This window comes from Longibacter salinarum (genome assembly GCF_002554795.1).
Classification (GTDB): domain Bacteria; phylum Bacteroidota; class Rhodothermia; order Rhodothermales; family Salinibacteraceae; genus Longibacter; species Longibacter salinarum.
In genome coordinates this window covers 1-26,029 of sequence record NZ_PDEQ01000014.1, presented here as the reverse complement: position 1 = coordinate 26,029, position 26,029 = coordinate 1, and the positions used below count along the sequence as shown (strand labels likewise).

16 protein-coding genes are annotated in these 26,029 nt (G+C 59.4%); 6 read left to right on the top strand and 10 right to left on the bottom strand.

Annotated elements, in window-relative coordinates; all coding sequences use genetic code 11:
- Positions 1-774 precede the first annotated feature (774 nt).
- From CRI94_RS17260 to CRI94_RS17250, 3 genes are all read left to right on the top strand, one after another.
- A complete protein-coding gene (locus CRI94_RS17260) occupies positions 775-1,371 on the top strand; it encodes a ribonuclease HII (RefSeq protein WP_098079273.1) in 597 nt (198 codons plus the stop codon).
- A gap of 114 nt (positions 1,372-1,485) precedes the next feature.
- Positions 1,486-2,523: a hypothetical protein gene (locus tag CRI94_RS17255; protein ID WP_143815474.1), complete on the top strand. Its 1,038-nt coding sequence runs from the start codon at positions 1,486-1,488 to the stop codon at positions 2,521-2,523.
- Between the two features lie 229 nt (positions 2,524-2,752).
- Positions 2,753-4,189: a glycine--tRNA ligase gene (locus tag CRI94_RS17250; RefSeq protein ID WP_098079280.1), complete on the top strand. Its 1,437-nt coding sequence runs from the start codon at positions 2,753-2,755 to the stop codon at positions 4,187-4,189.
- Positions 4,190-4,376: 187 nt separating this feature from the next.
- On the opposite strand, the gene CRI94_RS17245 is transcribed toward CRI94_RS17250, so the two are convergent.
- From CRI94_RS17245 to CRI94_RS17235, 3 genes are all read right to left on the bottom strand, one after another.
- Entirely contained in the window at positions 4,377-5,594 is a 1,218-nt protein-coding gene (locus CRI94_RS17245; RefSeq protein WP_098079266.1) for a CaiB/BaiF CoA transferase family protein, read from the bottom strand.
- 127 nt (positions 5,595-5,721) lie between these two features.
- Positions 5,722-6,933 (bottom strand): dipeptidase, encoded by a 1,212-nt coding sequence (locus CRI94_RS17240; protein WP_218919421.1) that lies wholly within the window; start codon positions 6,931-6,933, stop codon positions 5,722-5,724.
- Positions 6,934-7,060: 127 nt separating this feature from the next.
- Positions 7,061-7,870 (bottom strand): helical backbone metal receptor, encoded by an 810-nt coding sequence (locus tag CRI94_RS17235; RefSeq protein ID WP_098079263.1) that lies wholly within the window; start codon positions 7,868-7,870, stop codon positions 7,061-7,063.
- 618 nt (positions 7,871-8,488) lie between these two features.
- Between CRI94_RS17235 and CRI94_RS17230 the strand changes: the two genes are divergently transcribed.
- From CRI94_RS17230 to CRI94_RS17220, 3 genes are all read left to right on the top strand, one after another.
- Positions 8,489-9,004 (top strand): phage tail protein, encoded by a 516-nt coding sequence (locus CRI94_RS17230; RefSeq protein ID WP_098079258.1) that lies wholly within the window; start codon positions 8,489-8,491, stop codon positions 9,002-9,004.
- Between the two features lie 242 nt (positions 9,005-9,246).
- Entirely contained in the window at positions 9,247-9,651 is a 405-nt protein-coding gene (locus CRI94_RS17225; RefSeq protein WP_098079255.1) for a DUF6916 family protein, read from the top strand.
- 256 nt (positions 9,652-9,907) lie between these two features.
- Positions 9,908-13,219, top strand: a complete 3,312-nt coding sequence (locus CRI94_RS17220; RefSeq protein WP_098079250.1) for a choice-of-anchor D domain-containing protein — start codon at positions 9,908-9,910, stop codon at positions 13,217-13,219.
- Positions 13,220-13,315: 96 nt separating this feature from the next.
- Here the strand turns inward: CRI94_RS17220 and CRI94_RS17215 are convergent, their stop codons facing one another.
- From CRI94_RS17215 to CRI94_RS17185, 7 genes are all read right to left on the bottom strand, one after another.
- A complete protein-coding gene (locus tag CRI94_RS17215) occupies positions 13,316-14,800 on the bottom strand; it encodes a UDP-N-acetylmuramate--L-alanine ligase (RefSeq protein ID WP_098079246.1) in 1,485 nt (494 codons plus the stop codon).
- A gap of 93 nt (positions 14,801-14,893) precedes the next feature.
- A complete protein-coding gene (locus CRI94_RS17210; protein ID WP_098079242.1) occupies positions 14,894-16,054 on the bottom strand; it encodes a CNNM domain-containing protein in 1,161 nt (386 codons plus the stop codon).
- Positions 16,055-16,328: 274 nt separating this feature from the next.
- Entirely contained in the window at positions 16,329-17,126 is a 798-nt protein-coding gene (locus CRI94_RS17205; protein WP_098079238.1) for an aspartyl/asparaginyl beta-hydroxylase domain-containing protein, read from the bottom strand.
- A gap of 314 nt (positions 17,127-17,440) precedes the next feature.
- Positions 17,441-21,403 (bottom strand): efflux RND transporter permease subunit, encoded by a 3,963-nt coding sequence (locus CRI94_RS17200; RefSeq protein ID WP_098079234.1) that lies wholly within the window; start codon positions 21,401-21,403, stop codon positions 17,441-17,443.
- Between the two features lie 64 nt (positions 21,404-21,467).
- Entirely contained in the window at positions 21,468-22,661 is a 1,194-nt protein-coding gene (locus CRI94_RS17195; protein ID WP_098079230.1) for an efflux RND transporter periplasmic adaptor subunit, read from the bottom strand.
- A gap of 60 nt (positions 22,662-22,721) precedes the next feature.
- Positions 22,722-24,509, bottom strand: coding sequence for a TolC family protein (locus tag CRI94_RS17190; protein WP_098079227.1), 1,788 nt, complete (start codon positions 24,507-24,509; stop codon positions 22,722-22,724).
- A gap of 123 nt (positions 24,510-24,632) precedes the next feature.
- Positions 24,633-25,358: a TetR/AcrR family transcriptional regulator gene (locus CRI94_RS17185; RefSeq protein ID WP_098079223.1), complete on the bottom strand. Its 726-nt coding sequence runs from the start codon at positions 25,356-25,358 to the stop codon at positions 24,633-24,635.
- Positions 25,359-26,029: the final 671 nt, after the last annotated feature.

Sequence of the window (26,029 nt, the reverse complement as noted above, 5' to 3'; positions counted from 1 at the left end):
TCAGAGGGATAGGTTCGGTCCATCGCTCTGAGTCGGTCTTGTGAGCGAGTCTGCTTCACTCATAAGACGAGGACCGGCGCTTTTCTGTTGAATGGCCCGGTTCGAATCGATCCGCCAAACAGCTTCTGAAAGTGTTAACGTGTTAAGGTATTGAGGTGTGGACGTATTGGCGTTGGGGCGTTTGAACGTTGATGCGTTGGGCATTTCTAATTTGCCCAGAATCGTTCAACTGAAAACGTGGATGTTGGTCATTGGGCAGGTTCATGGTCTATTGTTAATGGCTGATAACCTGGTTGACGGATGCATCTTAAAAACGTGAGCGTAGGCACTCATGCCGATTGTTAGATTTTTTTCGCAATGACGCAGTAGGCACAGTGCGCGAAATCAACCAGGCCTCGTGTTACAAGCACGCGAGCAAGCATCGCGAGGGCCGACCGGCGGGAGGTCCGTACCGTCGGATGGCCGAAGGCTGTCTGCCAAACAGGTTTGGGTTGGATCGTGCGCCGTCGTTGGGGTAGATGCTGTACGTCGCTTCTCAAATCCCATCGACCATCCACAATCGACAACCTTCTCCAATCCAGAGTCATCCCGACGCCCAACGTTCAAACGTGGAGACCTTAACAGCTTCTCACACTTCAACACTTCAATACCTGTGCTCCGTGTGAGTAATCCGTTGGGGGTTCGGAATCGTACGAGGGAATGCCTACCTTCGGGGCTGGATGGCGTGATTCTGACGCCGGATATCGATGTCTCTTCCCCCCAACGCCCCCACCCATGCTCGAGCACGAACGCCGTCTCTGGACCTCCGGATATCAGTATGTTGCAGGCCTAGACGAAGCGGGCCGAGGATGTCTGGCTGGACCTGTTGTTGCCGCAGCTGTGATTCTCCCGCGTGACATCGAAATTCCAGCGATTCAGGATAGTAAGTCGCTGTCTGAAACGAAGCGGGATCAGGCGCGCGAGCAGATTGAGGAACAGGCGCTGGCCGTCGAGGTGGGCATCTGTTCGCCGCAGGAGATCGACGAACTCAACATTCTCCACGCGTCCCTGGAGGCGATGCGGCGCGCGACCAACAACCTGTCGCCGGGTGCGGAGTACCTCTTGGTTGACGGCAACCGCTGGATTGAGAACTCGGCGTGGCCGTACGAGACGGTGGTCAAGGGCGACGCGACGAGCCAGTCGATCGCAGCTGCGTCCATTATCGCGAAGACCGAGCGGGACCGGATGATGCGGACGCTCGCCTCGGAGCATCCGGAATATGGATGGGAGTCGAACGTCGGGTATCCGACGAAGCAGCACTACAAGGCGATCGCGCAGCATGGCATCACGTCCTTTCATCGCCAGAGCTTCAAACTGAAGCGGTCGGCGTAGGACGAGCACGCACTGGGTGTTCTAGGTCGTGTCGCCTCGACGAACCGCCGGCAACGGAGCCATGACTTTTCCGTAGAGCACCGTTGCGTATCTTTTTGACCGATTGCATCGTTTATGTCGCCCGCAATGGATTCCATCGATGACGCCTGGCGCGATTCATTCCAGGACCATGACGGACCCGTTCTGGAGGCCCGCGTGTCCGGAGCGTTCGCCCGGGTCATGTCGTACATCGAAATTGCCTCTGCGTGCGTCATCGTTCTGTTCGGCGTCCTCTTCGACATGCAATTTCTCGGGACGCCGTTCTACGTCGCCGGTGCTATCGTCGGTGTCGCGGTCGCTTATCTGGTGCTGTGGAAGCGGTACCAGTCGGCTCGAGCGACACACGCGCGAGATGGGGAGGAGCTGGTGAGGATCGACCCTCGCGGGATCACACTTATGCCCTCAGAGGAAATCCAACGGGAGACTACGATTCATTTGCCGTGGACGTACGTGCGTGGTGTTCGCACTCTGGACGTCCCGCAGCAGAGACGAGGAAAGGGGCGCTACGATCTCTATTGCGGCTTCGACATTCTCACGCCCGAGATGACCGAGGCGCTGGCATGGGACCGGTTCGATGAAATTCTTCTCGTCGAAGAGGTCGATGCGTCCACTGATGCGACGCTGCCTGACCTGCCGGCGTACGCGATGTCCGTCATGGTCAACGTTGACTCGACGCAACACTGGCTCTTCAACGGGGAGAAGCTGCCGCTCGCTAGCGGAAACCTCTACGAGCAGGTCCCCGCGCTCTTTCGCCGATTCTCTGAGACGTTCGCGGCGGAGGGAAGCATCGACAGTATTACGGGGCGCTGGTGGCTATCGGCAGAGCGGAAGGCGCACCTGCCGAGCGACTACGTCGACGAGGAGCAGCGGACGTTTGGCGGCGAAGACCCGTGGAAATTTGTGAACGCAGCGCGCTATCCCGTCGATGAGATCGCTGAGGAAGAGCTTGCGGGTGCGGCCGAAGAGGCTTCACCTTCCGACCGTCGCCGTTCACAATCATCAAATACGCTGGCCTCGACCGGCCGGTCGGCCGAACCGGAGACGGGCGAGGCGTCGAATGGCAAGCGAAATTCGCCGGGCCGGGATGTTCGAGCGCCAGACGAGGAGGCGTAATCCGGTGTTCGCTTCATGACGTATCGTATGATTGAGCCCCCCTCAGGGCCTCGCGGTGCCGCAACGTCATTCGCTTTTCAAGGCGACGCGTTGCATTCAGCGAAAACGGTGGCTAGCTTTCCTTGCTACCGGTTCGTGGTTCTTCGGTGCGGCCCGTCTTCACGGTGTCCATCTCTGACGCAGGACCACGACCGTCTCCGTTCGATGACCAGTGACCAAGGACCGCATCATGAGCGAGCTTTTCGATAAGATCGTTTCCCTCTGCAAGCAGCGAGGCATCATCTTTCAGTCGTCCGAGATTTACGGCGGGCTGAGTGCCACGTACGATTACGGACCGCTGGGTGTTGAGCTGAAGCGGAACGTAAAGGAGCACTGGTGGCAGTCGATGGTCTACCAGAACGGTGACATCGAGGGCCTCGACGCGGCCATCCTGATGCATCCGAAGACGTGGGAGGCGTCTGGGCATACGGAGGCGTTCAATGATCCGCTGATTGATGACAAGGCGAGCGGCAACCGGTACCGCGCCGACGAGCTCATTGAGGACCACATCCGCGGCCTCCGCGAAGAGGGAGAGGAGGAGCAGGCGGCTGATGTGCACGAACGTCTCGTGGAAGCGCTGAACGCGGGCGATGATATGCCCGAGGCGCTCCACGCCATCATCATGGAGGAAGAGATCCGGGCTCCGGACTCGGGTGCGTTCGACTGGACGGAGGTGCGCCAGTTCAACCTGATGTTCGAGACCCACATGGGTCCGCTTAAGGAGGAGGGGTCGAAGCTTTTCCTTCGCCCGGAAACTGCTCAGGGCATTTTCGTCAATTTCCGCAATGTGCAGGAGCCGACGCGTCAGCACGTCCCGTTCGGCATCGCCCAGATTGGCAAGGCGTTCCGGAATGAGATCGTCGCCCGGCAATTCGTCTTCCGGATGCGCGAATTCGAACAGATGGAGATGCAGTACTTCGTGAAGCCGGGGACGCAGGACGAGCACTTCGAGCGGTGGAAGGCCGAGCGGATGGAGTGGCACAAGAGCCTCGGCATTGACCCGGACAATCTGCGGTATCACGAGCACGAACAGCTGTCCCACTACGCGGATCAGGCGTACGACATTCAGTACAACTTCCCGATCGGCTGGAAGGAGCTTGAGGGCATTCACTCCCGCACGGACTTCGACCTACAGCGTCACGCCGAGTACTCGGGCAAGAATCTGACGTACTACGATCCGTTCGAGCAGGAGAAATACATTCCGTACGTTGTTGAGACATCCGTCGGCCTTGATCGCACGGTGCTGATGCTGCTCTGCGATGCGTACTATGAGGAGGAAGTGCGCGGCGACACGCGGTCGGTGCTCCGGTTCCACCCGGAGATCGCCCCGATCCGGGCAGCGATCTTCCCGCTGGTCAAGAAAGAAGGCCTGCCGGAAATCGCGCACGAGATCGAAAACGACCTGCGCAAGCACTTCAACGTGAAGTACGACGAGCGCGGCTCCATGGGCAAACGCTATCGTCGCATGGACGAGGCCGGCACGCCGTTCTGCATCACGGTCGACTTCGACACGAAGGAAGACAACACTGTCACGGTCCGCGATCGCGACTCGATGGAGCAGGACCGCGTCGCCATCGATCAGCTTGCGACCTACATCTTCGACAAGTCCCGCAACTGGACACGGTAGAGGCAGGGAGGTGTGGACGTGTGAAGGTGTGGAAGTGTGAAGGTCCACTCCTTCGTTTGTAGAACCCACTTCGCACTACCTTAGACGCATGCAGTCTGCTGGACGGTCGGCCTTTCGGGCTGGCCGTCCAGTTTTGTTTGTTGGTGCTTCCGTGAAAGACGTGATTCCTCCGTACCGCCACCCTCCTTTATCCGGACGAATGAACATCGATGACCTGATCGTCGGCCAACGTGGCGAGGTCGTCGTGGGAGAGACCGAGCCGGTCGTGCAGTACGCTCTGCGTGTGCTCGGCGTAGTGCGGGGGTGGAGAAAGCGGGCCAGCGGTCTCCCGCGTTGGAAAAGCGACCTGCCGGAGCCCGGCGGGGTGACCGTCTGGGGCGATGGTCATTTCCCGTGCTGATTCTTGCTCGAAGACCTGCGGCATCGATCGGACCTGTCCTGCGGGGACGTTCGCCTCCTCCAGGTCCGCAAGCACCCGTTCGGTCTTCATTTCCGCGAGTCTTGGGCGCAGGAGTTCGTCCAGGGAGTTACGGTTTTCGACGCGGGCGGCATTCGTCGCGTACTTCGGGTTCTTCGCGACATCATCAAGTCCGAGGATCTCGCACAGGCTGCGAAACTGCCGGTCCGTGCCGACGGCGAGTACGATCCGGTCGCCTCCCGCCGTCGGATACAGCGTGCCGTAGGGTACGATGTTCGGGTGGGCCGACCCCATGCGCTCCGGGACGTGGCCGGCGACGAGGTAGTTGGTGGCCTGGTTCACGAGTGCGGAGACGGCCGCCTGAAGGAGCGACACCGTGACCACGCCACCGTGTCCAGTCTGCATTCGCTCGATCAGCTTCACGAGCAGGCCCTCCTTCAGCTGGTGCGCAGCCAGAACGTCCATCAGCGCGACGGGCAGTTTCGTCGGCGGGCCGTCCGGCTGACCGTTCATGTACGTGAAGCCCGCTTCTGACTGAATGACCGCGTCGTATCCGGGACGCGGGTCATTGTCGCCGTACCCGGTGATCTGCCCAACAATCAGTTCCGGATTGAGGCGTCGAAGCGTGTCGGCATCCGCCCCCAGTTGTTCGGCCGTGCCCGGGCGGAAGCTCGACAGCACCATGTCAGCGCCCGATGCGAGCCGGTGCATGAGGTCGCGGCCCGTCTGGGTTGACAGATCGATCGCAACGGACTGCTTGCCGTGGTTGCAGCAGCAAAAGTACGCGGATCGGTCATCCGTCTCGTCCGCCTCCCGATTCGGCGCCGTCCACCGCCGCGTCACGTCACCCTTCGTCCGGGGATTTTCGACCTTGATGACCGTCGCGCCGAGTTCGGCAAAGAACTGTCCGACGGAGGGCCCGGCCAGGACGGACGCGAGTTCGACAACGAGGAGATCGGACAGCACGACGACGGGGTATGAACGCATGAAAGTATGGAAGTGTGGACGTGCGAAAGTCGCTCGATGTGGCTGCGAGCGGGGGCTTGGATGCTAGATCATTGGCATCCATGTTCGGTGTTCGTCCGATCTACAACCCACAATTAACCATCCACAATCATTTATTTTCTCGCCAGACGCGCAGGGCGTTGCCGCCGAGGATCTTCGCGATGTCCTCGTCCGAATACTGTCGACGGAGAAGCTCTTCCACCAGATTCGGGTAGGTCGATGCATCCTGGAGGCCGCGCGGAAGGGAGAAGACGCCGTCGTAGTCCGATCCCAGGCCGACGTGGTCGATCCCCGCGATATTGACGACATGGTCGATGTGATCCGCCACATCCGTCACGGTGCCGACGGGATTCGCGCTCCGGACACTGTCGTAGTACGCGACCGCACGCGGATCGTCCTCGGCCCAGCCTTGCTCCTCCAGGTGCGCCTGGATTTTCTCCTGAACCGGGTCATTGGCGTCCTGATATTCGGTCTTGAGGAAGGACGACCCGAAATTGATCATCACGACACCGCCATTGTCGGCGATTGCCTTGATGAGATCGTCGGACAGGTTGCGCTCCCAGTCCGGCGTGAAGTGGCGGCAGGAGGAATGGGAGGCAATGACGGGTTTGGTGCTCACGTCCAGGACGTCGTACGCAGTCGAGTCCGTGACGTGCGAAACGTCGACCATGATTCCGAGGCGGTTCATTTCGCCGACGACGTCGCGTCCGAACGGACTGAGGCCACCCCAACGTGCATCGGTTGTATCGTAGGACGCATCGCCGATTCGGTTGTGCGTGGCATGCGTTAGCGTGATGTAGCGGATGCCGCGGTCGTAGAAGTATTCCACGTTCGACAGATCGTCTTCCAGACCGGCGCCGTTCTCCATGCCCATCGGTAGCGCGATCTTGTTTTCTGCGGCGATGCGCTCGACATCGTCCGGGGTTCTCGCAATTTCGAACTTGTCCGGGTTCGTCGCTTCGATGTCCTCGACAAGGTTGATGAGCGAATCCGCGCGTGCTTTTGCCGCTCCCGCGGAGTCCTGCAGTTCGACCGGAATGTAGATGGACATGAACGGGGCATCCAGGCCGCCAGATCGCGCTCTCGGGTAATCGAAGTCGCCGAGCGTCGAGTCACCGACGTTTTGCCGGTAGCGCATGAGTCGGTACGGCAAGTCGACGTGGCCGTCGACGATGACGTGTGCCTGAACGAGCGAGTCCGCGCGGCTCCGAAGCTCCCGATCGGGGTTGACGGAGGCGTTTCTTTCGCAGCCAACGGCCATCAAGAGAAGAAATCCGGAGGCGAGGAGGAGAAGGGAAGACGACGTGGACACGTCAGGCATGAGGCAAATGGGGAGTGGGCAGGGCCGTGGAAAAGAGTGCGCACGAACAGCGCTTCATGATACGCACCATTCCGTCCCGTCGTCAAGCAGGAGATCAGATCCCGTTACGACCCGCGCGTTCGTCGTATTAAACGGATATCTTCTCGTCCAGACGGCGAATCAGATCACGGAGATAGTCGGGTGCGTCCAGAAGTCGCGACCCGTACCACGAAAAGAGCTGACCGTCCACGATTTCGACCGGCGTGTCGGGGATCGCCTCCCGGATGTCCTGGGTGAACCTCTCTTTTTGGTGAAACGGGAACGGTTCGCTGGAGCAGAGAACGACGTCGGGATTCGCCTCGGCGATTTCAGAAATGGAGACCTCCGGGTAGCGCGTCGCCTCGGCGAATACATTTTCGAAGCCGGCGCGGGTCATCACGTCGTGGATAAACGTGTCGTGGCCGACGCTCATGTAGGGCTCGCACCAGATCAGGTACGCGGCGCGGATCGTAGCGGGCGGCTGGAGGGAAGCGAATCGCTCGGCGATGGTATCCGCCATGACTTGAGCGGCCTCGACCGTATCCGTCAGTTGCCCCACGGTTCGAATCATATCGACGGCGTCAGGTATGGTCTCGATGTCCGTCACGTACACCGGAGCGTTGATAGCTTCCACGTCCTCTTGTTCGTTCTCCTCCAGGTTCGCGAGAACGAGGTCGGGTTCCAACTCCGCGATGGTGTCCTGTTTGACGTTCTTCGTGCCACCGACGATCACTTTCTCGTCGCGCCAGTGCCCCGGGCGCTCACAGAATCGCGTGATGCCCGCGACTCTCTCTCCGAGTTTGAGGTCGTAGAGCAACTCGGTGATAGACGGCACGAGTGACACGATTCGCTTCGGTCGGTCAGGGAGGCGAATGCGGCGGCCAGCTTGGTCGGTTTCGCTGAAGAAAGCGGCGAGCATACGACAAAGACATAGGATCAGATCTGGAGATGTATTTCCATTATCCAGAAGTATCGGCACGATTACGGGTTCCGCGGTGAGAAACAGGCTGCGCTTTTTTGTGCCTGCATAAAACATTCACAATTTGTGTCTCAAGCAGCGATGTGTACACTTTTTTCTTGTCTGCGCCGCGTATATCGGCCTTGAGACCAGGGTACCGAAGCAAGCGTCTCGAAGATTTTTCTTTCTGCTCTGATCCACTGATAGACTATGCGGAGATTCTTCGTATGGATAAATGGAGTGGAAAAGAAGTCAACCCTGATTCTGTATGGACTCGACTTGAGGTTGAAGACCTTCTGTATATACGAATTGCAAGGGATGACAAATGCCCATCTGATCTGATGCGTCCGATCAGTGGAGGTAGTTGAATCTTTGTTAGGGACATTACTACATCAGGATATAGATATCTTCTACCATCATAACCTGTTGTCGTGATGGACTGCGTTCTAAAAATGTAGTCAGAGTTTTTGGGTTTATCTTGAAGTGGTACGACGAACAACCCATCATCACCCTGCTCAACTCATCTTAATACGTCTTGGTGATGAGGCGTATTCTATTCAGTAACCAACCGGATTCAAAATGGAATTCTATATCGGACAAATACTCATGTTCGCGGGGAACTATGCGCCTGTGAACTGGGCCTTCTGCCAGGGGCAGCTCCTCTCAATTTCCTCTAACTCTGCACTTTTTGCCATTCTCGGCACGCAGTACGGTGGAAATGGCCAAACGACCTTTGCGCTTCCCGATCTGCGGGGTCGAGTTCCTGTAGGAACAGGGACGGGGCCGGGCCTCACCACTCGTCGCACCGGCCAAAAATTCGGGGAAGAAGAAGTCCCGCTGACGGTTTTAAATATGCCATCACACGGCCACAATCCCGTTGCGTACCAAGGTCGGGGGGAAGGGCAGACGTCTCCAGGTGGTCATACGTGGGGGCCGGCATCGGATAGTTCGTACAGCGCCGAGTCTCCGAATACCCCGATGAATGCAAATTCCATCTCGCAAACGGGAGGGAATCAGCCTCACCGGAATATTCAGCCGTCGCTGGGCATGAACTACATCATCTGCATTCAGGGGCTGTTCCCGCCGCGTTCGTAATTGCCTGGCACCAGGCACGTATAGCCAAACGCCCAGATAGGTTGGTTCAGCGTGCTGACGTCCAGCTGACTACATAAAGCGGTATTGTATGTGGAGGGCGTCGTCATGTCATTCGACGCATTCCGTTCATTCCTATATCAGTGCGCCTCGTCCGGCCATCGGTCCCACCCTCAATGCGGCACGATCGACCGGCCGGTCACGGCGGCTGAGCATCTCCCCGTCCCAAACGAACAGTAACAACTATGGATCGCTCGTCACACGCTTACATTGATCAACTCGTTGGCAAAGATGTGCTCTCACGAAAGGTTGAGCACCACGAACTTGACGGCAAAGAGGGAAGCACCTATCTCGTTCACATTGATGAAGAGCACACGGTCGAGATTACGCTCGACCACATCGACAAGATCGACTCGGATTACGTCGAAGGTTTCAGTGCTATTTTTGTCGCGGATGCTGCCGACGAGTTTCCGGAAGGCCTTTACAAGGTTGAACCTGTCGATGAAGGCGAGCCAATGGCTCTCACATTGATCCCGATCATGGCAATGACGCAGGGGACGTTTCAGTATCAAGTGACCGTCGGCCATCTGAAGAAGCAGGCAGATGCATCCATAGAGGAGGCACCGACGCCTGAAGGCGACGACGAATGACCGGTGATCGGTATGGGGGCACGCATGTAGTAGCTGGCGCCACGTTATGAGAGAGGCATCCGCAAGAGTGAGGTTTGATTTAGGGTGCAGAAGTTCCCCTGATTGTTTCTCGTTTATGCGTCAGCGTTTTGATATAACTAGCTGTGTGTCTTATTTTGGTTGCACTCGTTTTCATCTGCGTCTAACCGCGAGCACGTGAAGGTACGGCTACCTCATCCTGTTTGATTGTTTTCTCCGCCCTGATTTAACGAACCATATGCCTCAAGCTACGATGTATCGGTTTTCTCGATTTCTCCTCCTCATGGTGATGGGTGTCCTTTTGTTTGGGGGCGCGGCACCCTCTGCGCATGCCCAGAACCTGATTACCCAGCCCTCCAGTCTAGATGAATCCGGTCCGGACTGCGTGAGTGGGAATAGCATTGCCGATGCCTGGAACACAACCGAAATCCTTTGCGGGAAACCCAATATCCCCGGTGAACAACCGACGTCGGATCCGGGGACGAACACCGTTGCCGATGAGCCTACGGATGACGCAAACGGATACTTCTGGGCGAGGTCCAAAGGCGATAAACCGATGTTTTACACCATCCCGGGCCTGAGTAGCGGGGCGACGTATCGATTTGAGACGTATGTAGCAAACGTAGCGAGTGGGAGCCCTGATGCGATCGTGATCACGCTTCAATGGCAGGATGGAAGCGGGGCGAATGTAGGCGCGCCGGTCACGCTGGGGGAGAGCAGTCCAGCAACCAATGCCTGGGAGCAGGTCGAGAAGACGGGGATCGTCGCCCCGTCGGGGATTGAACAAGCGGAGCTTACGGTGACGTTTGACGACCGAGGCGGAATTGGCTATGCCGATGTGTTCGTTGACGAGTTCTTTTTTGAGGAAACCGCCGCGGCGCCGGTAAACAGCGACCCTGTATTCGCGAGCGGCGCCTCGACGAGTCTCACGGTGGATGAAGACGCCTCGGCGACGAGTGTGAGCACGCAGCTGGAGGTCGACGACAGCGACAGTGGACAGACGCTGGAGTGGAGCGTGGTGAGTGGCCCGGCAAACGGCACGCTATCAGGATTCCCGACCACCGCGGCGAGTGGCAGCGGCGTGCAGCCATCCGGCGTCACCTACGAGCCGAACGCGAACTACTCGGGCTCGGACAGTTTCGAGATTCAGGTCTCCGATGGTAATGGCGGCACGGACAACATCACCGTGAACGTGACGGTCGATAACCTCGCGCCAGTCTTCACGTCTGCCAGTGCAGCATCCGTCACAGAGAATACGACGGGGACGGTCCTGAACGTCGATGCTGAGGATGGTGGAAGCAGCGACGGCGGTATCTCTAGCTACAGTATTTCAGGCGGCGCAGACGCGGCCTTTTTCAGCATCAACACGACCACCGGAGAGCTTTCACTTGATGCGGCACTCGATTTTGAGCGTCCATCCGACGACAATAGCAATAACGAGTACATCGTGGAAGTGACGGCCAACGACGGTGAGATCAAAAACAACGTCACGTCTCAGAGTATCACGATCACGATTGATGACGCCACTGAAGCTCCCGTGGCGACGACGAACGCTGTATCTGGCGTTACGTCCTCCGCAGCGACATTGAACGGCACGGTGGGCACGGGCGGCGGTCCGGATGCAACGATTACCTTCGAGTACTATGAGACTGCTGCCGGATCTGGATCGTCCACGTCGGTGAACGCCACGCCTAACACGGTGACCAGTGCCTCCGGAACGGCCGTTACGGCCGATCTTGCCGGTCTGTCGCCGAACACTCAGTACACCTTTGAGGTGATCTCGACGACGGACGAGGGCACAACGCGTGGTGGAGAGCTCAGCTTTGCGACGGCAGGCGTACCGGAAGCCGATGTGTTCGCAGAAACGAGCCCCTCACGGACGGCGATTGCCGATGGGGGAAGTTTCGACTTTGGCTCCGTCGATCTCGGTGCGACCGCAACGCAGACGTTTACAGTTGAGAACAACGGAAGTGCGGACCTCACCATCTCCGGGATCTCGTCATCCGGGTCGAGCGACTTTCAGGTTACGAGTTCTCCGTCGACTAACACGGTCGCTCCGAATGATCAGGTGCAGCTCGAGGTGCAGTTTACACCGAGTGGGACCGGTGCCCGCTCGTTCAGCATCAGCGTCTCCAATAATGACCCCGATGAGAATCCGTACGATGTGACGGTTGCGGGGACCGGCCAGGCCGTCCCGGCCGCGGCGACGACGAACGCCGCGAGCTCGGTGACGGAAACCAGCGCTACACTGAACGGAACTGTTGACCCGGAGGGCGTCTCGACCACTGTATCGTTCGATTACTACGCGACGGCGGATGGTGCGAGTTCGGCGACCACGATCACGGCGGATCAGAGCCCGCTCACAGGAACCGGCGACCAGGACGCAAGCGCCAGTGTCAGCGGGTTGCTTCCGGACACGGAGTACACCTTCGAGGTAATTGCCAGCAATGATGGCGGAACGACGCGCGGCGGCACGCAGACCTTCACGACCGCTGCCGCGGACCTCGCCATTACGGATGGTTCCTCTGCCGGCCTGGATCTGACGGCCGACGTGTCGTCGGGGACGAACAACAACGTCGTCGGCATCTTCGAACTGTCGGCATCCAGTGCGGGTGCTTCGTTCGATGCTGTCAGTATCACGAACGACAATCCGGGTGTGCCGGACATTTCCGCCGCCCGCCTCTTTGCGTCCGCGGACCAAACGCTCGAGGTCGGATCGGATACCGAACTGGCGACCGTGTCGATCGACAACACGAGTGCGCCGGCAACCATCGACTTCTCCGGCTTCAGTGCGCCGGTGTCGACGAACGCGACATACGTTATCCTGGCCATTGACGTGGAGACGGACGCAGATGCTTCGGACGTTCGATTCTTCCTGGACGCTCCGGCTGATCTGACGCTCTCCGGCGCACAGGTCGCCAGCGTGAACGGACAGAGCCAGTCCACCTTCAGCGGTCTTCCGCTGTCGAATGCGTCGGCTCCACTGCCGGTGGAGATGGCCGGATTCGAGGCGACGCCGTCGAGTGGAGACGTCGAGCTGCAGTGGGCGACGCTGACGGAGACGAACAACGCCGGCTTCGACGTGCAGCGGCGACTCGGTGACTCCGCTACGTGGACGTCGATCTCGCGGGTCGAAGGCGCCGGGACGACGAGCGAGCGGCAATCGTACCGCTTCACGGACGATACGCTTCCGTACGAGGCGAAATCGGTCGCGTACCGCCTGCGTCAAGTCGATGTCGATGGAGGCGAAAGCGTCACGGAGCCGGTTTCCGTCGAACTGGCAGCTGCGGACAAGCTCGAGCTCCTCGGTACGTACCCGAATCCGACGCGGAGCCGCGCAACCGTACGTTTTGCGGTGCCGGCCGACGCCAACGACGCACAACTCGTGCTATACGACCTCCTGGGGCGTGAGGTGCGGTCGATGGCCGTGTCCGGTACGGGGCGACAGAAGACGACGCTCGATGCGAGTGGCCTTGCCACGGGCATGTACTTCCTGCGCCTGACGGCCGGAGGACAGGTTCGAACGACAAAGATCACGGTCGTTCGCTAGTGCACTCGTGTCTGATTCCCGTGCTGTAAATGAAAACGCCCCGCCGGGCTGAGACCGGGCGGGGCGTTTTTTGTCGCAGTGGCGATGGGGAGGTGTTTATGTTCGTTCGCGCAGGGCCTTGAGCAGCCGCTCGTGAAGGCCATCAAAGCTGCCGTTGCTCATGATGAGCGCCAGGTCATTGGATTGTAGCGCCTGTTCAAGTTCGTGGAGCAACGCATCGGTGTTGTCAAAGGCGTGCGCCGGTACATCGTGGTGCTCGATGCGGCGGACGACGGCCTCGGGGTCGAGCATCGCATCGGCGTCGTCGTTGTGCCGCACGGGTGGGGCTTTCAGATAGGCGACGTCTGCGGAGGCGAATGCGTCTCCGTACGCCTGCTCAAAGACCTTCCGTCGACTTGAGTTTGATCGCGGCTCGAAGATAGCGACGAGGCGACGGTTCGGGTACGCAGCACGAATCCCGTCGATCGTCGCGCGTACGGCCGTGGGATGGTGCGCGAAGTCGTCGAGCACGAGGACGCCACCCACTTCGCCGCGAACCTCCTGGCGGCGCTTCATGCCTTCCCACGAGGCGAAACCTTCCGCGATCTGCGCGGGAGAGCATCCCTCGGTAAAAGCCAGGGTCGCGACGGCGAGAGCATTCTGTAGGTTATGGCGTCCGTGCATCGGCAGCGTGTAGGATCCCCGCGCCAGTCCGCCCATCGTCAGGGTGAACGAGATACCGTTTTCCGTGACGGAGATATCGCGGGCGGAGATATCGTTTCCGTCGCTGAGGCCGTACGTCCGGGTACGCGCATCGGTGTGATTCGCCAGTGCGCGTACGTCGGGGTCGTCGCCGCAGAGAACCAGGATGCCATCGCGTGGGTCCAGCGTTCCGGCGAATGCTTCGAAGGCCGAACGGTAATCGGTCTCGTCCTCGTAGATGTCGGCGTGGTCGAACTCCATCGACGTGATGATGGCCCGATCCGGCACGTAGTGCATCATCTTGGGCTGTTTGTCGAAGTAGGCGCTATCATACTCGTCGCCCTCGACCACAAAGGGCTGGTCGGAGCCGAGCGCGTACGAACGACCCGTGTTCTGCATGACACCCCCGACGAGGAAGCCCGGATCGGCGTCGGCCGACTGGAGGACGTGAATCAGCAGTCCGGTCGTTGTCGTCTTGCCGTGCGTTCCGGCGACGACGAGGGAGCGGCGACGCTCGTGCTGTAGGAAGTAGTGTGACAGAGCCTCTGGAAACGAGGCCTGAACGAGCCCGCGTTCGCGTGCTGCAGCCGCCTCGGGATGGGTCGGGGTGCATGCATTTCCCACAACCACGAGGTCGGGGGCCGGATCGAGGTGAGCCGGATCGTAGCCCTCCATGACCTCGATGTTGCGCTCCGCCAGATGCGTGCTCATGGGCGGGTACACCGACTCGTCGGAGCCTCGCACGCTGCAACCCGCTTCCTTGAAGAGACCAGCGAGAGCCCCCATTCCCGTTCCGCAGATGCCGATCAGGTAAACGTTGTCGAGCTCGTCGGCAGGCGGCAGATCCGGACGGTCGAAGGTGCGAAGCTCCGCATCCGGAAAGCTATGAATGGACCGCATTGCGCAGGGGAGGAGGTAGGGCGTGAACGTAGCGAGAGATGCCGACGTGAGACGTGAGTTCAGGCACGACAGAAACGGACGTGCCTTTCGTGTTTACGACGCCTCTTCGGAAGAAGACGGGGATTCAGACGTGTCCGGGGGCGGTTGGCCTCCCGTGATCGAGTAGCGCAGGATGGCCTCTGTGTCTTTGTCCGGATCGAGAACTTCGTCCGGGACCATGCCGAGATCCTTCGCCCGCTTGAACCACTGTTGGCGTGCGAGCGCCTGCATGTCTTCGACCGAATCGGCCTCGTCGACGATTTCCATGCCGAGAAGTGTTTCCACGACATCCTCCATCGAGACGATACCCGCCATGCCGCCGTACTCGTCGACGACCAGAGCGATGTGCTCGAGGCGATCCAGGAGACGCTCCAGCAGGTCGGGCAATGGCAGCGTTTCGCGGACGACCAGAATCTCGCGAGACAACTCTCGTAGCTGCACGTCCATTTCCTCTTGTGCGGCGAGGAGAAGCATCTCGTCCTTCAGAACGTAGCCCGTGATGTCATCCCGGTTGGCGTTGTACACCGGAATCCGCGAGAAACGAAACTCGTCGTGTTCTGAGACCACGTCTCCGATCGTTTTTTCCTCCGGAAGGTCGAACACGACCGTCCGCGGTGTCATGACATCACGGACGCGCAGCGAGTTGAAGCGGAACAGGTTTCTGAGGATGCGAGACTCTTTTTCCTCGAAGACCCCTTCTTCTTCGCCGATCTCTGCCATCGCCGTGAATTCCTCCCGGCTGAACGACGTCTGCTCCTCGTCCTGTGACAGCAGGTACGTGATGCCTTTCGACAGCAGAACGAGTGGTTTCATGGCTATGATCGTGGGGGCGAGCACGCGCACCACGACCGGTGCAAGTTGCCTCCAGTACACGGCGCCCAGCGTCTTCGGAATAATCTCCGACAGCACGAGAATAAGCAGCGTGAGGATGGCTGCGATCACCCCGGTGTAGGCTTCACCAAATACCACGGCGGCCTGTGCACCCGCTCCTGCAGCACCGACGGTATGGGCGATCGTGTTTAGGCTCAAGATCGCCGCAAGAGGCCGGTCGATGTCTTCCTTCATGGCCTGAAGGCGTTCACCGACCCAGCTGTCCTCCTCTCGGCCAAGAGCGGCCACGTACGAGGGGGTTACGCTCAGGATGACTGCTTCCATCACAGAGCACAGGAATGACACGCCGAGCGCTAGCGCAACGTATACGAGCAGTAAGGCCATTCAGCGGGGTAGGGGGATGCTGAGCAAGATCGAGTCCGGAACGACAGCGTTGCAGAACCGAGCCGGAAGTACTGTCTTTAGATCAAGAAAGACAATGCAGGGAGCCCGTGCGGAGTTTCTTTCTATCTGCTGTAATGCCGGCCACAACGATTCATTCTGAGGTCGTCACGTATGCGTCAGTCGTTCCGTCGTTCGATTGCGACAACGTGCGCTCAGGCTCCGTCGGGAGGTCCGTATCCGTGAGGATGCCGGAGGCTGTCCGCCAAACAGGTTGTCATGGTTCGACCGTTTCCGATTCTGCCCCTTGCTCGGCCTGTTCGAGGCGTTCGTTCCAATGTGCCTGATTCTTTCGGGCCTCTTGAACGACAGATGTGCGTCGGAGAAGCTCCATGACGAGGTCGTTGATCTGCGAAATGGGCGTCGACATCGGCCGCTTAAAGTCGACGAAGAGGATCGCGCGTTCTCCAGTCGTCTCGTTCCACACTTCGTGATTGTACGTGTCGTCGAAGATGAGACTCTCACCTTCGTTCCAGTGCGCGATTTGGTCATCGACGCGAATACGGCATTTCTTGGCCGGCTCCGGGACCTTCAGGCCGAGGTGATAGCGCAAGACGCCCTTGTACGGGCCACGGTGAGCGGGGATGTGCTTCCCGGGCGACAAAATGGAAAAGAAGGCCGTGGTCATGCCCGGGATTTGTTCAACGAGCTCCGTCGTGCGCGGGCAGCGTTTGCAGTTTTCTTCAGCCTTTTCGCCGTATCCGTAGAGGAAGAACGTTTTCCACATGTCGTCCTGGGAAATGGTGGACGCGTCCTCGGCGATGTCGTGAAAACTTGGAAGCGCGTCACGGTGCTTGAGGAGAGGTTCGACCTCATCGCGGATCGTCGTCCACTCCTTCTCCAGGTCGCGAGCCCACGGAAACGTGCTGTTGTCGTGGATCGGCATATCACCTACGAGGGAAGCCCGACCGTAGACCCAGTCGAGTGCATGAATAGCACCGTAGCGGAGCTTTTTCGAGAGACTGTCCTTGCGATCGACGAACTCGGAGTTTTGCAGCGTATTGTCGTGGTTCATTACCGCGGGAGAATGACTGCAAGAGAACGTGAGATGCGTGCCGACGGTATCGTCGCGGGGGGAGGAGATGGATACGAGACCCTAAGTTAATTGATCATTCCACAAACAAAAAGTGAAATGCATCACGCTATTGTTTTGTAATCCGACTCAGACAACCTAAATGGCGGGTACGGCGGATGCAATAGCTAGAGCTACACGTAGGAGGTAAGGACCGGCGGATCCTACGTTCAGCAGAGACGAAAAGGCGTCCTGGTGCACCTTTCCCCATCCACTGGGAGAGTCACAGCTCAAGATGCGCAGGACGCCATGTCTGGCTAATCGTGTCGGCTGTCGTCCCGCTTAACGGGATTGAAGCCGGAGCCGTCGCCAGTCGGTTGCGTGGAGGAGACGCCATTCCCGCCACTCATAGCGAGTTCGCCCGTACCTGCCACTGCGTCTGTGGTGATGGCTCCGCCGGAGGGCGAACCACCGAATGCGAGCGCGAGGTGTACACCGAGCGAATCGAAGGCCGAGTACATGACTGGCACGATCACGAGCGTGAGAAACGTCCCAAACGTGAGGCCGGAAATGATCGCCGTGCCCATTGGGCCCCAGAACTGCGTGTTCTCGGATCCAAATTGGAAGTTGGGAGCAAAGTCCGTGATGAGGCCGACGAAGTCGATGTTGATGCCAAACGTGAGGGGAATCAGTCCGAGAATGGTCGTCAAGGCCGTGAGGAGAACGGGACGAAGACGCGTCGCACCGCCTTCGATAATAGCATGCTGCTTCTCCAGACCCTGATTTCGGAGTTGCATGACGTAGTCAACTAGCACGATTGAGTTGTTCACGACGATTCCGGCCAGCGAGATGAGGCCAATAAAGGTCATGAGACCGAACGGCGTACGCGTAAGGATGAGTCCGAGGAGCACACCGATCAGGCTGAGTCCGACCGCGACCATGATGATGAACGGGGCGGAGACGGAATTGAATTGGGCAATCAGCACCATCGAGATCAGAGCCACGCCGATTAGGAGGGCAACGGTCAAAAAGCCGAAGCTTTCGTTCATGTCCTCGTTCTCGCCGGTATATTTGAGCGAATACCCACTCGGCAACTCATTCATGCGGTAATCCTCAAGGTAGGTGCGGACGCGTCCGAGTACCTCGTTCGCGTTGGCTCCCGGGGCAGCGTCGCCCTGAACGGTCACCACACGCGACTGGTCGAGGCGCGTGATGGAGCCGAAGCCCGTGCCCTCATCGAAGGAGGCGACGGAGACGAGCGGCACTTCCTGTCCGCGGGTGTTTCGAACGGTGAGTTCCTTCAGGCTCTCAAGGCTCTGCCGGTCGGCTTCGCGCAGTCGTACGGTGATGTCGTACTCGTCCTCGCCGTCGCGATACTGGCTCGCTTCCGTTCCGTTGATCGCCGCTCGCACGGTTTGCCCGATCGCGGACGTGGAGAGACCAAACTGCGCGGCCCGCTCCCGATCGATCTCGACGGCCAGCTCCGGACGGCCGGTGTTGAGGTCGTCCCGAATATCCACGAGACCATCGAGCTTGCCCATCTGCACGCCCTTCTCCAGACGCTGTTTAATCGTCTCACTGATGTCCTTGATGGTGCCGAACTCCGGGCCGGAGATTTCGATGTTGACGGGCGGGCCGGTCGGCGGTCCGTTTTCATCCTGACTGAAGTCGATGTCGACGCCGGGAAGTCCCGCGAGCTCATCGCGAAGGCGCTTCAGCGTGGAGGCGGAGGACTCTGCGCGGTCTGCGTAGTCGACCATGTTCAGCGTGAGTCGCGACCGTTCGGCCCGGTTGGCACCACCGCCGAACTGCGAGTCGCCGCCGATCCCGACATTGACGTTCAGATTCTTGACGTTCTCGCGAGCGGCTTCGTCGGTGCGCAGCAGATCCTCGACCCGCTGGCGCGCCTCCATGGCGACCCGATTGGAGGATTCGACGTTCGTGCCGAGCGGTGCATCCAGCGTCACCTGGATCAGGTTAGGGTCCGTCGTCGGGAAAAATTCGAATCCGGTGGGCGCAAGCTGATACATGCCCAGAATGAGCAGCAGGGTTGCGATCGCCCCGGATAACAGCTTCGTGCGGTTGTCCGTGGCGATGAGAGGACCATCCGCGTTGAGGATGGCTCCGAGGCTACCGACAATAACGATCAGGATAGGCGCAATCATCATTTCCGCCATCGTGATCGCATCGAGCGGGCGCGGGCTGACATAGATTAGGCCGAGGATCGTTGCCATGAGGACGGCAAACACGAGTCCGGCTTTCACGCTCGTTCGTCCACCGAGAAACACGGCCTCGAACGCATGGAGGATGACGCCGACGATGCCGATGAGGAGCAAAATCCCACCCGGCACGAGAAGCACGAGCGCTGCCGCTCCAAACGGGATGCCAGATATTTGCGGCCCGACGCCACTCAGAGCCAGACCGGCGATCGACATAAGCAGTCCGAGGGTGAAGCTCGCAAGGGCCGTCACATTGCGCCACATCGCGTACCGGACCGAGTAATCGCGCGCCAGCATGTTTTTGAGGAAGTCCCGGTACATCGCGATGAGCCGGGGTAGTCCTGTCTGGACAAACCGATCGCCCATCGGCTTGAAGACGCGGGTATGGAGGAAGTACAGAAGGGGAATGCCAACCAGAATCACGACGAGGGTCTTCCAGTTGGCGAGCCCCAAGAGCAAGCCAAGCAGAACGATGGCACCCGCTCCAACCCACTTCGCTGTTTTCGGAATGGTACGCTTGTTTTCCGGCTCTTCCCCCTCGACCCGGACAAAGATACCGGTGATCACCGGGTTGATGATGATCGCGACGAAGAGAGAACTGAGCAGCGTGATGATCAGCGTGAGCGGCAGGTAGCTCATGAACTCACCGATGATGCCGGGCCAGAATAGCATCGGCGCGAACGCAGCGACCGTCGTTGCGGTCGACGCCACGACGGCGCCGCCCACCTCGGCCGTACCCAGCCGGGCGGCCTCGAAGTTCGAATACCCGTTCTCCTTAAACCTGTAGATGTTCTCCACAATGACCACCGCGTTGTCGACCAGCATGCCGAGCGCGATGATGAGCGAGAAGAGAATGATGAAGTTAAGAGTGTAGCCGAGCGCCTGGAAGACCAGGAAGGTGACGAACATCGAGAGCGGAATCGCGATGCCGACGAGCGTCGCGTTTCGGACGCCGAGGAAGAAGAGCAGCACGGCGACGACGAAGATCAGACCGCTGATAATGTTGTTCTCCAGGTCCTTCACCAGGGTGCGGACGTTCTCGCTCTGGTCGCCTGTGATGGTGACCTGTGTGCCGCTCGGAAACGCGTAGTCATCGAGGAGCGCTTTGACTTCTTCGGACGTTTCGAGAATGTTGTCGCCCGAGCGCTTCTTCACGTTCAGCGTGATGACCTGCAGCATGTCGGCATCGAGGTCATTCACCTGCCGCAGCCCGCCTTCGTCCCGTTCCTCCTTCAGGACTTTGAGGCGCGCATAGGTTTCCTGATCCTTGAATCCAAACGTGACGTCGGCCACGTCGCGAACGTGGACGCTGCTGTTCCCATCGGACCGCACGACGAGATCGGCGATTTCCCGCTCCGGGTTGTCGAATTGACCGTCCACCCGCACGAGGTAGTTCAGTCGATCGACGTCGATCGAGCCGCCGGGGAGGTTTGCGTTCTCCGCACGGATCGTGTTGATGAGGTCGTTGAACGACAGTCCGTACCCCTGCAGGGCGCGCAGATCGACATCCACCTGGACCTCACGCTCCAGACCCCCGATCAGTGTCGCTTCGAGCACGCTCGGGATGCCCTCAATGTCGTCCTGGACATCTTCAGCGACCTGCTTCAGGCGCGCTAGAGAGTATTCCGCAGCAAGGTTGACGGACAAAATCGGAAATTCCGACGTGTCGATTTCGTTGATCAGCGGCTCCTCCGTATCTTCGGGCAGATCCGCCTTGGCGATATCGACCTTTTCCCGGACCTTCTGGCTGGCCTCGGAGACCTCCACATCCGGCGTAAACTCGATCACGATTGTGGATACGCCCTCCGTTGAGATCGAGCGCAGTTCCTCGATCCCATTGATGCTGCTGATCTCCTGCTCGACGACCTGCGTCACGACGGACTCGACGTCATCGGGGCTGGCGCCCGGGTAGATCGTCGTCACGACGATCGTCGGAAACTCGATCGAGGGCTGTGCCTCTTTCGGAAGGCTGACGTAGCTGTAGAGACCACCAAAGACCAGCAGCAGCGTCAGGACGACGACAGATGTGCGGTATTTGATGGCGATGTCGGTGATGCTCATGGGAGATGCCTTCTTGGTTAGGCCTCGGTGCGTACAGCAGTGGGTTCAGCGGTGGGGGCGATACCTATGGCGTCTGGGCCGGCGCGTCCTCCGTCACGTCCGGTTCGGCGCTGTCCATCTCGGGAGACCCAAAGCCTTCGGTGTCGGGGCCTTCGTACGGTAGACCGGCGGCGTCCAGCGTGGTGTACGTCTGTGTCACATTGACGGTGTCACCCGGCGCGACGTTGTTCTGTCCGACCACGATGACGGATTCGCCCGTCTCGAGTCCGGACTGAACGACAGCTTTCTCGCCGTAACTCGGGCCGAGGACAATGTCTCGTTTCTCGACGACGTGAACACTGTCCATCGCGGACGCCAGGTACAGGTGTGTACCAAGTTCATCGCGGACGACGGCCGTGCGCGGGACGACGAGGGCATCGTCGAACGTCGAGCGCGTCACACGGACGCTGGCGACCATCTCCGGCTTCAGGCGTCCGTTGCTATTGTCAAGTTCGACCTCGATTGGGAAGGTTCGGGTGTCCGGCGAGATGGCCTGACCCGTGAACGTGACCGTCGATTTTCGAACCCCGGCGCCGTAACGACGGAAGTCGAGCGTAACGGATGTACCCTGTTGGATATCGTTGGCATAGCGCTCAGGGACGCCGGCGCGGACGCGGACACGATTGGTTCCAACGACGCGGGCAATCGGAGTCCCGGGGGAAACCTGCTCCCCTCTTTCGACGAAGCGTTCTTCCACGCTTCCGGCAAAGGGCGTCGTGATACGTGTTTTGTCGACACGCTGCCGTGCCTCTTCGAGTGCTGCTTTCGTGCGGTTGTACTCGGCCTGGATCTGTTCGAACTCGATCGCAGAGATGATGGAATCCTGATAGAGCGGACGCTGTCGTTCGAGGCGGTCCTCGGCGAGGTTGAACTGAGCCTGCAGTTGATCAAGAGACGCTTGCTCCTCACGCGGGTCGATCTGTGCGATCCGTGCCCCGGCGGCCACCTGCGTTCCGCGATCCACGAGTTGCGTGATCGTACCCGAAGCCTGAGCCGAAAGCGTTGCGTCATTCAGCGCTTCAACGCTCCCGGTCAACGTGATGACATCTTCGAACGAGCTCACCTGCATTTCCAGCGTCTCGACACGGGTCAGGGAAGAGGTGGGTGTCTCTTCGCCTCGCGAGCCGGCGGAAACCTCGCTGTCGCTACAGCCAGCCATGCTCACCGTGAGGAATAGCGCAGCGGGAATGAGGAAGAGCGGGAAGAGTCGTTTATACATTGGTGCGAAGGGGAGACGGTCGAAAGGTCGAAAGTCGGGCACAGAGGTGTGTGCGGGGCGTTAGCGGGCGGTCATCTGGTAGTTGTCGGTAGCCGGCGTAAGCGGCATGCCGACGGCTGTCTCGAAGTCGCTTCGGGCGACGAGGTAATCGTAGACGGCCTGCAGGTAATTCAAGCGGCTGCGGTCAAGCTGATCAGATGCATCACGCAGTTCGAGTGGGCTGGAGACGCCCTCTGCGAGTCGGCGCTCGGTGTGTCGATAGTTCGTCTCGGCGTTATCCACGGTCTGGCGCTGGCTCTGAATCCGGCGGCGCGCCGTCTGGAGACGACGAAGGGCCGAGGATACCTCCAGTTCGATGGATTGGCGTAGCTGGTCGTGTTGAAGCTGCGCGCGATGAATCGCGACATCCTGCTGCTCCATCCGGGCGGAGGTCTGAAAGCCATTAAACACGTTCCACGACATGCGCAGACCGGCGGTCAGCGTCGGATTCCAGTACGAGTCATCGAAAAAGTCGCGCTCGAGCGTGTCGTAGAAAAATGGATCGTTCGGGTCCGTCAGAATTTGCTCCCGGTTGTCGGGAACGCGCCCGCTGTAACTGAACGTGGCCACCGCTTCGAGTTGCGGGTAGTACTCTGCCTCGATGGTTTCCTGCTGAATCTCACGAAGCTCGATGGCCAGTTGCGCTCGCTTCAAGTCGGCACGTTGCTCGACCGCCTGCGAAATGGCCGCCTGCGTGGAGGTATTGATGAACAGGTCCTGAGAATCTGTTTCCAGCTCTCCATTCAGTTGAATGTCCGCGTCGACCGAAAGCCCAAGTGTCACCTTGAGTTGGTCGAGGGCGAGGCCGGCATCGTTTTCTGCCTGGATCAGCTCGGTGCGAAGGTTGGACAGCTCGACCTCCGTGCTCATGCGCTGGAGTTTGGGGGCGACACCGCGGCGGACGCGAGCAGAAACTTCCTGCAGTGTTTCTTCGGTGCGCTCGGTGCGCTGGCGTAGGACACGGACCTGTTCTTTCGCGAGGAGGGCGGCATAGAACGCTTCGTAGACATCATTCGCAACCGTCTGCACCCTTCGATCCAGACCGCGACGGCTCACGTCCTGAAATTGCTGTGCCCCGCGGAGGGCGGAAAAGGCACTCTTGTCATAGAGCGTCTGCGTGAGCTGCACGGAGCCGAGGAATTCATTGTCGACGCCGAAAGGGTTGCTTGAGTCTGCGAAGTTGACGCCGGCGGCTTCGCGGGCCTCTTGTTGCCGCTCGCGAAACTCATCGATCGTAATTGGCTCGGTCGACGGGTCGCCGTCGGTCCGTCGGCGCTCGTTGAATGCCACCCAGTCGCTTTGAGCGCCGCCGCCGAAAATGGAGGAGACGTCGCTGCCGGCGAAGGGGTTGGCCTGAACGACGTTACGGGTGTAGCTACCGTTAACATCGACTCGGGGGAAGACCGAGCCGCGTGCCTCTTTGACCTGCGCCCGAGCGTCCTGCACATCGAGCTCAGCGTCGCGCAGGTCGTAGTTCTCCTTCAGCGCGATCCGCACGGCATCCCGGAGTGTCAGCGTCTGCTGTTCGCCGTCGGTGTAGACCCGGTCGCGCTCCGTGGTGTCCGGAGCAGAGGAGCGGATGACCTGACGGGCAAGGCGAGCCGCGATAACATCTGCGTTTTCGTCGCTGAGCCGCGGGCCCTTTGCTGAGGGTTCGCTTCCCAGCGGGTCCTGGCGGACCCAGAGCACGTCGTCAGAGGCGTCCGTTGTGTTCTGCGCATGGGCTGGCGGCGAAATACTCAGCAGAACAACACCGAGGAGAACGGTTGTCGCAGTCAGCAGCAAGCGAAAGGGTCGGAGGCGGTGCATGCAGGTGAGACGAAACAGTGGAAGAAGGAGACCGATCGGAAATCGCGGAGTTGACCTCGTCACGAGCACGAACGCGCCGAAGTTACACAGGTATTGAGGACGTGGCCGAACTCTGGAGAAGATTCACGTAGAGCGTTCAGGAGGCGGAGCCGGGAGGGGGGGGGCGTCGTGTGTGACGAGACCATCGAAGAGCATCGACGTGAGGAATTCGGCAGCTGCGTTGGGATCGTCATGCAGGCTGACGGCAGACGTGCATTCGTCGAGTGTCTCATGGCTCCGCCGGGCGAGGGAGCGGTGGACGAGCAGGTTGTCGAGGTTCTTGATCAGCATGTGTGCGACGGCGGTGGCCGGGAGATCTCGGATTTCTCCGGTTTCGATCGCCCCCTCAATCGCCGGGCAGGCAGCGGACAAGATTCGTTCGTGCCACTCATGAAACCACCGGGCGCGGTCCGTATCGTCGCTGAATCCCATGCGGTACGCTTCCTTTTGGAGGATAATCAGGATATCCTCCCGGTTGCTATAGAATTCGAAGCCGCGGACCACGAGGTCGTGGTAGCGATCTCGAAGCGTACGCTCGCCATCATCCGTCGCAAATGTTTCGGAGATAATCTTCGTGATCTCCTGATACGTCTTGTCGAAGATGGCGTACAGGATGTCTTCCTTACCGCCTTCGAAGTAGTTGTAGATCGTGCCTTTGCCGAATTCGGCACGCTCGGCGATCTCATCGAGCGTCGCCCGGGCATATCCTTTCTCAGCAAAAACCGACTGGGCGGCGTCCAGCATGGCGCGCCGACGCATCTGGCGTTCCCGCTCACGACGGGACAACTCGCGGGAGGTGGAGGATGACATTCAGACGCAGGGGTTGTGCAAGTGTAACAAAGTGACTACGTAGTCATGAGGTGACTCGCTAGTCAATCGATGACGCCTACGTCATGGGGTGACGTGAGATTCAGGCTTGGTGGGAAGATTGTGTTGAGAGTCGTGCGGAAGGCGAAATGCGAATTGAGGATTGGGAATGAAGGATTAAGGCTACCTACCGGACGCTTTTATCAGGGCGTGTGTCATTTCAGCATTCCCCAGCGCGGTTGCTCCGAAATGCATGGGAGTATCTGGGTATGAGAGTGTGAGAGTGCGTCATGTCCGACGATAACGCCTCGTTTCCGCAACGCATGAGACGCGCGAGGTCCGTTTCTCAATGACATACGGAGACCTTCCGGGTTAAACTCAAGACGGACCGGTAGCTAGGGGTTGAGGATTAGGGATCGGAAAGGGAGGGTGTGCAACGAATTATCAGATTCCCTTTCGCCCTCTCCCACATTCAAACTTCCGGTAGCATGTCGGTCCCGTGAGACGTGCCCTGTTCGGCAGGGAGGCGACCGGTGCAAAACAAAATGCGACATCGCCGCTTTCTGTCGGACGAGAGACAACCACGTCATCAACCGACAACCGTACGACGATGCCGCAGATATCCCTACAGCACGAGGGCTTTGATGTTCAGATCGAGATGACCGAGGAGGTCC

Coding starts and splice junctions, on each gene's coding strand:
- CRI94_RS17250 (WP_098079280.1), top strand. CDS start 2,753: ATGAGCGAGCTTTTCGATAAGATCGTTTCCCTCTGCAAGCAGCGAGGC.
- CRI94_RS17235 (WP_098079263.1), bottom strand. CDS start 7,870: ATGCTCGCCGCTTTCTTCAGCGAAACCGACCAAGCTGGCCGCCGCATT.
- CRI94_RS17185 (WP_098079223.1), bottom strand. CDS start 25,358: ATGTCATCCTCCACCTCCCGCGAGTTGTCCCGTCGTGAGCGGGAACGC.
- CRI94_RS17225 (WP_098079255.1), top strand. CDS start 9,247: ATGGATCGCTCGTCACACGCTTACATTGATCAACTCGTTGGCAAAGAT.
- CRI94_RS17260 (WP_098079273.1), top strand. CDS start 775: ATGCTCGAGCACGAACGCCGTCTCTGGACCTCCGGATATCAGTATGTT.
- CRI94_RS17215 (WP_098079246.1), bottom strand. CDS start 14,800: ATGCGGTCCATTCATAGCTTTCCGGATGCGGAGCTTCGCACCTTCGAC.
- CRI94_RS17230 (WP_098079258.1), top strand. CDS start 8,489: ATGGAATTCTATATCGGACAAATACTCATGTTCGCGGGGAACTATGCG.
- CRI94_RS17190 (WP_098079227.1), bottom strand. CDS start 24,509: ATGCACCGCCTCCGACCCTTTCGCTTGCTGCTGACTGCGACAACCGTT.
- CRI94_RS17205 (WP_098079238.1), bottom strand. CDS start 17,126: ATGAACCACGACAATACGCTGCAAAACTCCGAGTTCGTCGATCGCAAG.
- CRI94_RS17255 (WP_143815474.1), top strand. CDS start 1,486: ATGTCGCCCGCAATGGATTCCATCGATGACGCCTGGCGCGATTCATTC.
- CRI94_RS17210 (WP_098079242.1), bottom strand. CDS start 16,054: ATGGCCTTACTGCTCGTATACGTTGCGCTAGCGCTCGGCGTGTCATTC.
- CRI94_RS17195 (WP_098079230.1), bottom strand. CDS start 22,661: ATGTATAAACGACTCTTCCCGCTCTTCCTCATTCCCGCTGCGCTATTC.
- CRI94_RS17245 (WP_098079266.1), bottom strand. CDS start 5,594: ATGCGTTCATACCCCGTCGTCGTGCTGTCCGATCTCCTCGTTGTCGAA.
- CRI94_RS17200 (WP_098079234.1), bottom strand. CDS start 21,403: ATGAGCATCACCGACATCGCCATCAAATACCGCACATCTGTCGTCGTC.
- CRI94_RS17240 (WP_218919421.1), bottom strand. CDS start 6,933: ATGCCTGACGTGTCCACGTCGTCTTCCCTTCTCCTCCTCGCCTCCGGA.
- CRI94_RS17220 (WP_098079250.1), top strand. CDS start 9,908: ATGCCTCAAGCTACGATGTATCGGTTTTCTCGATTTCTCCTCCTCATG.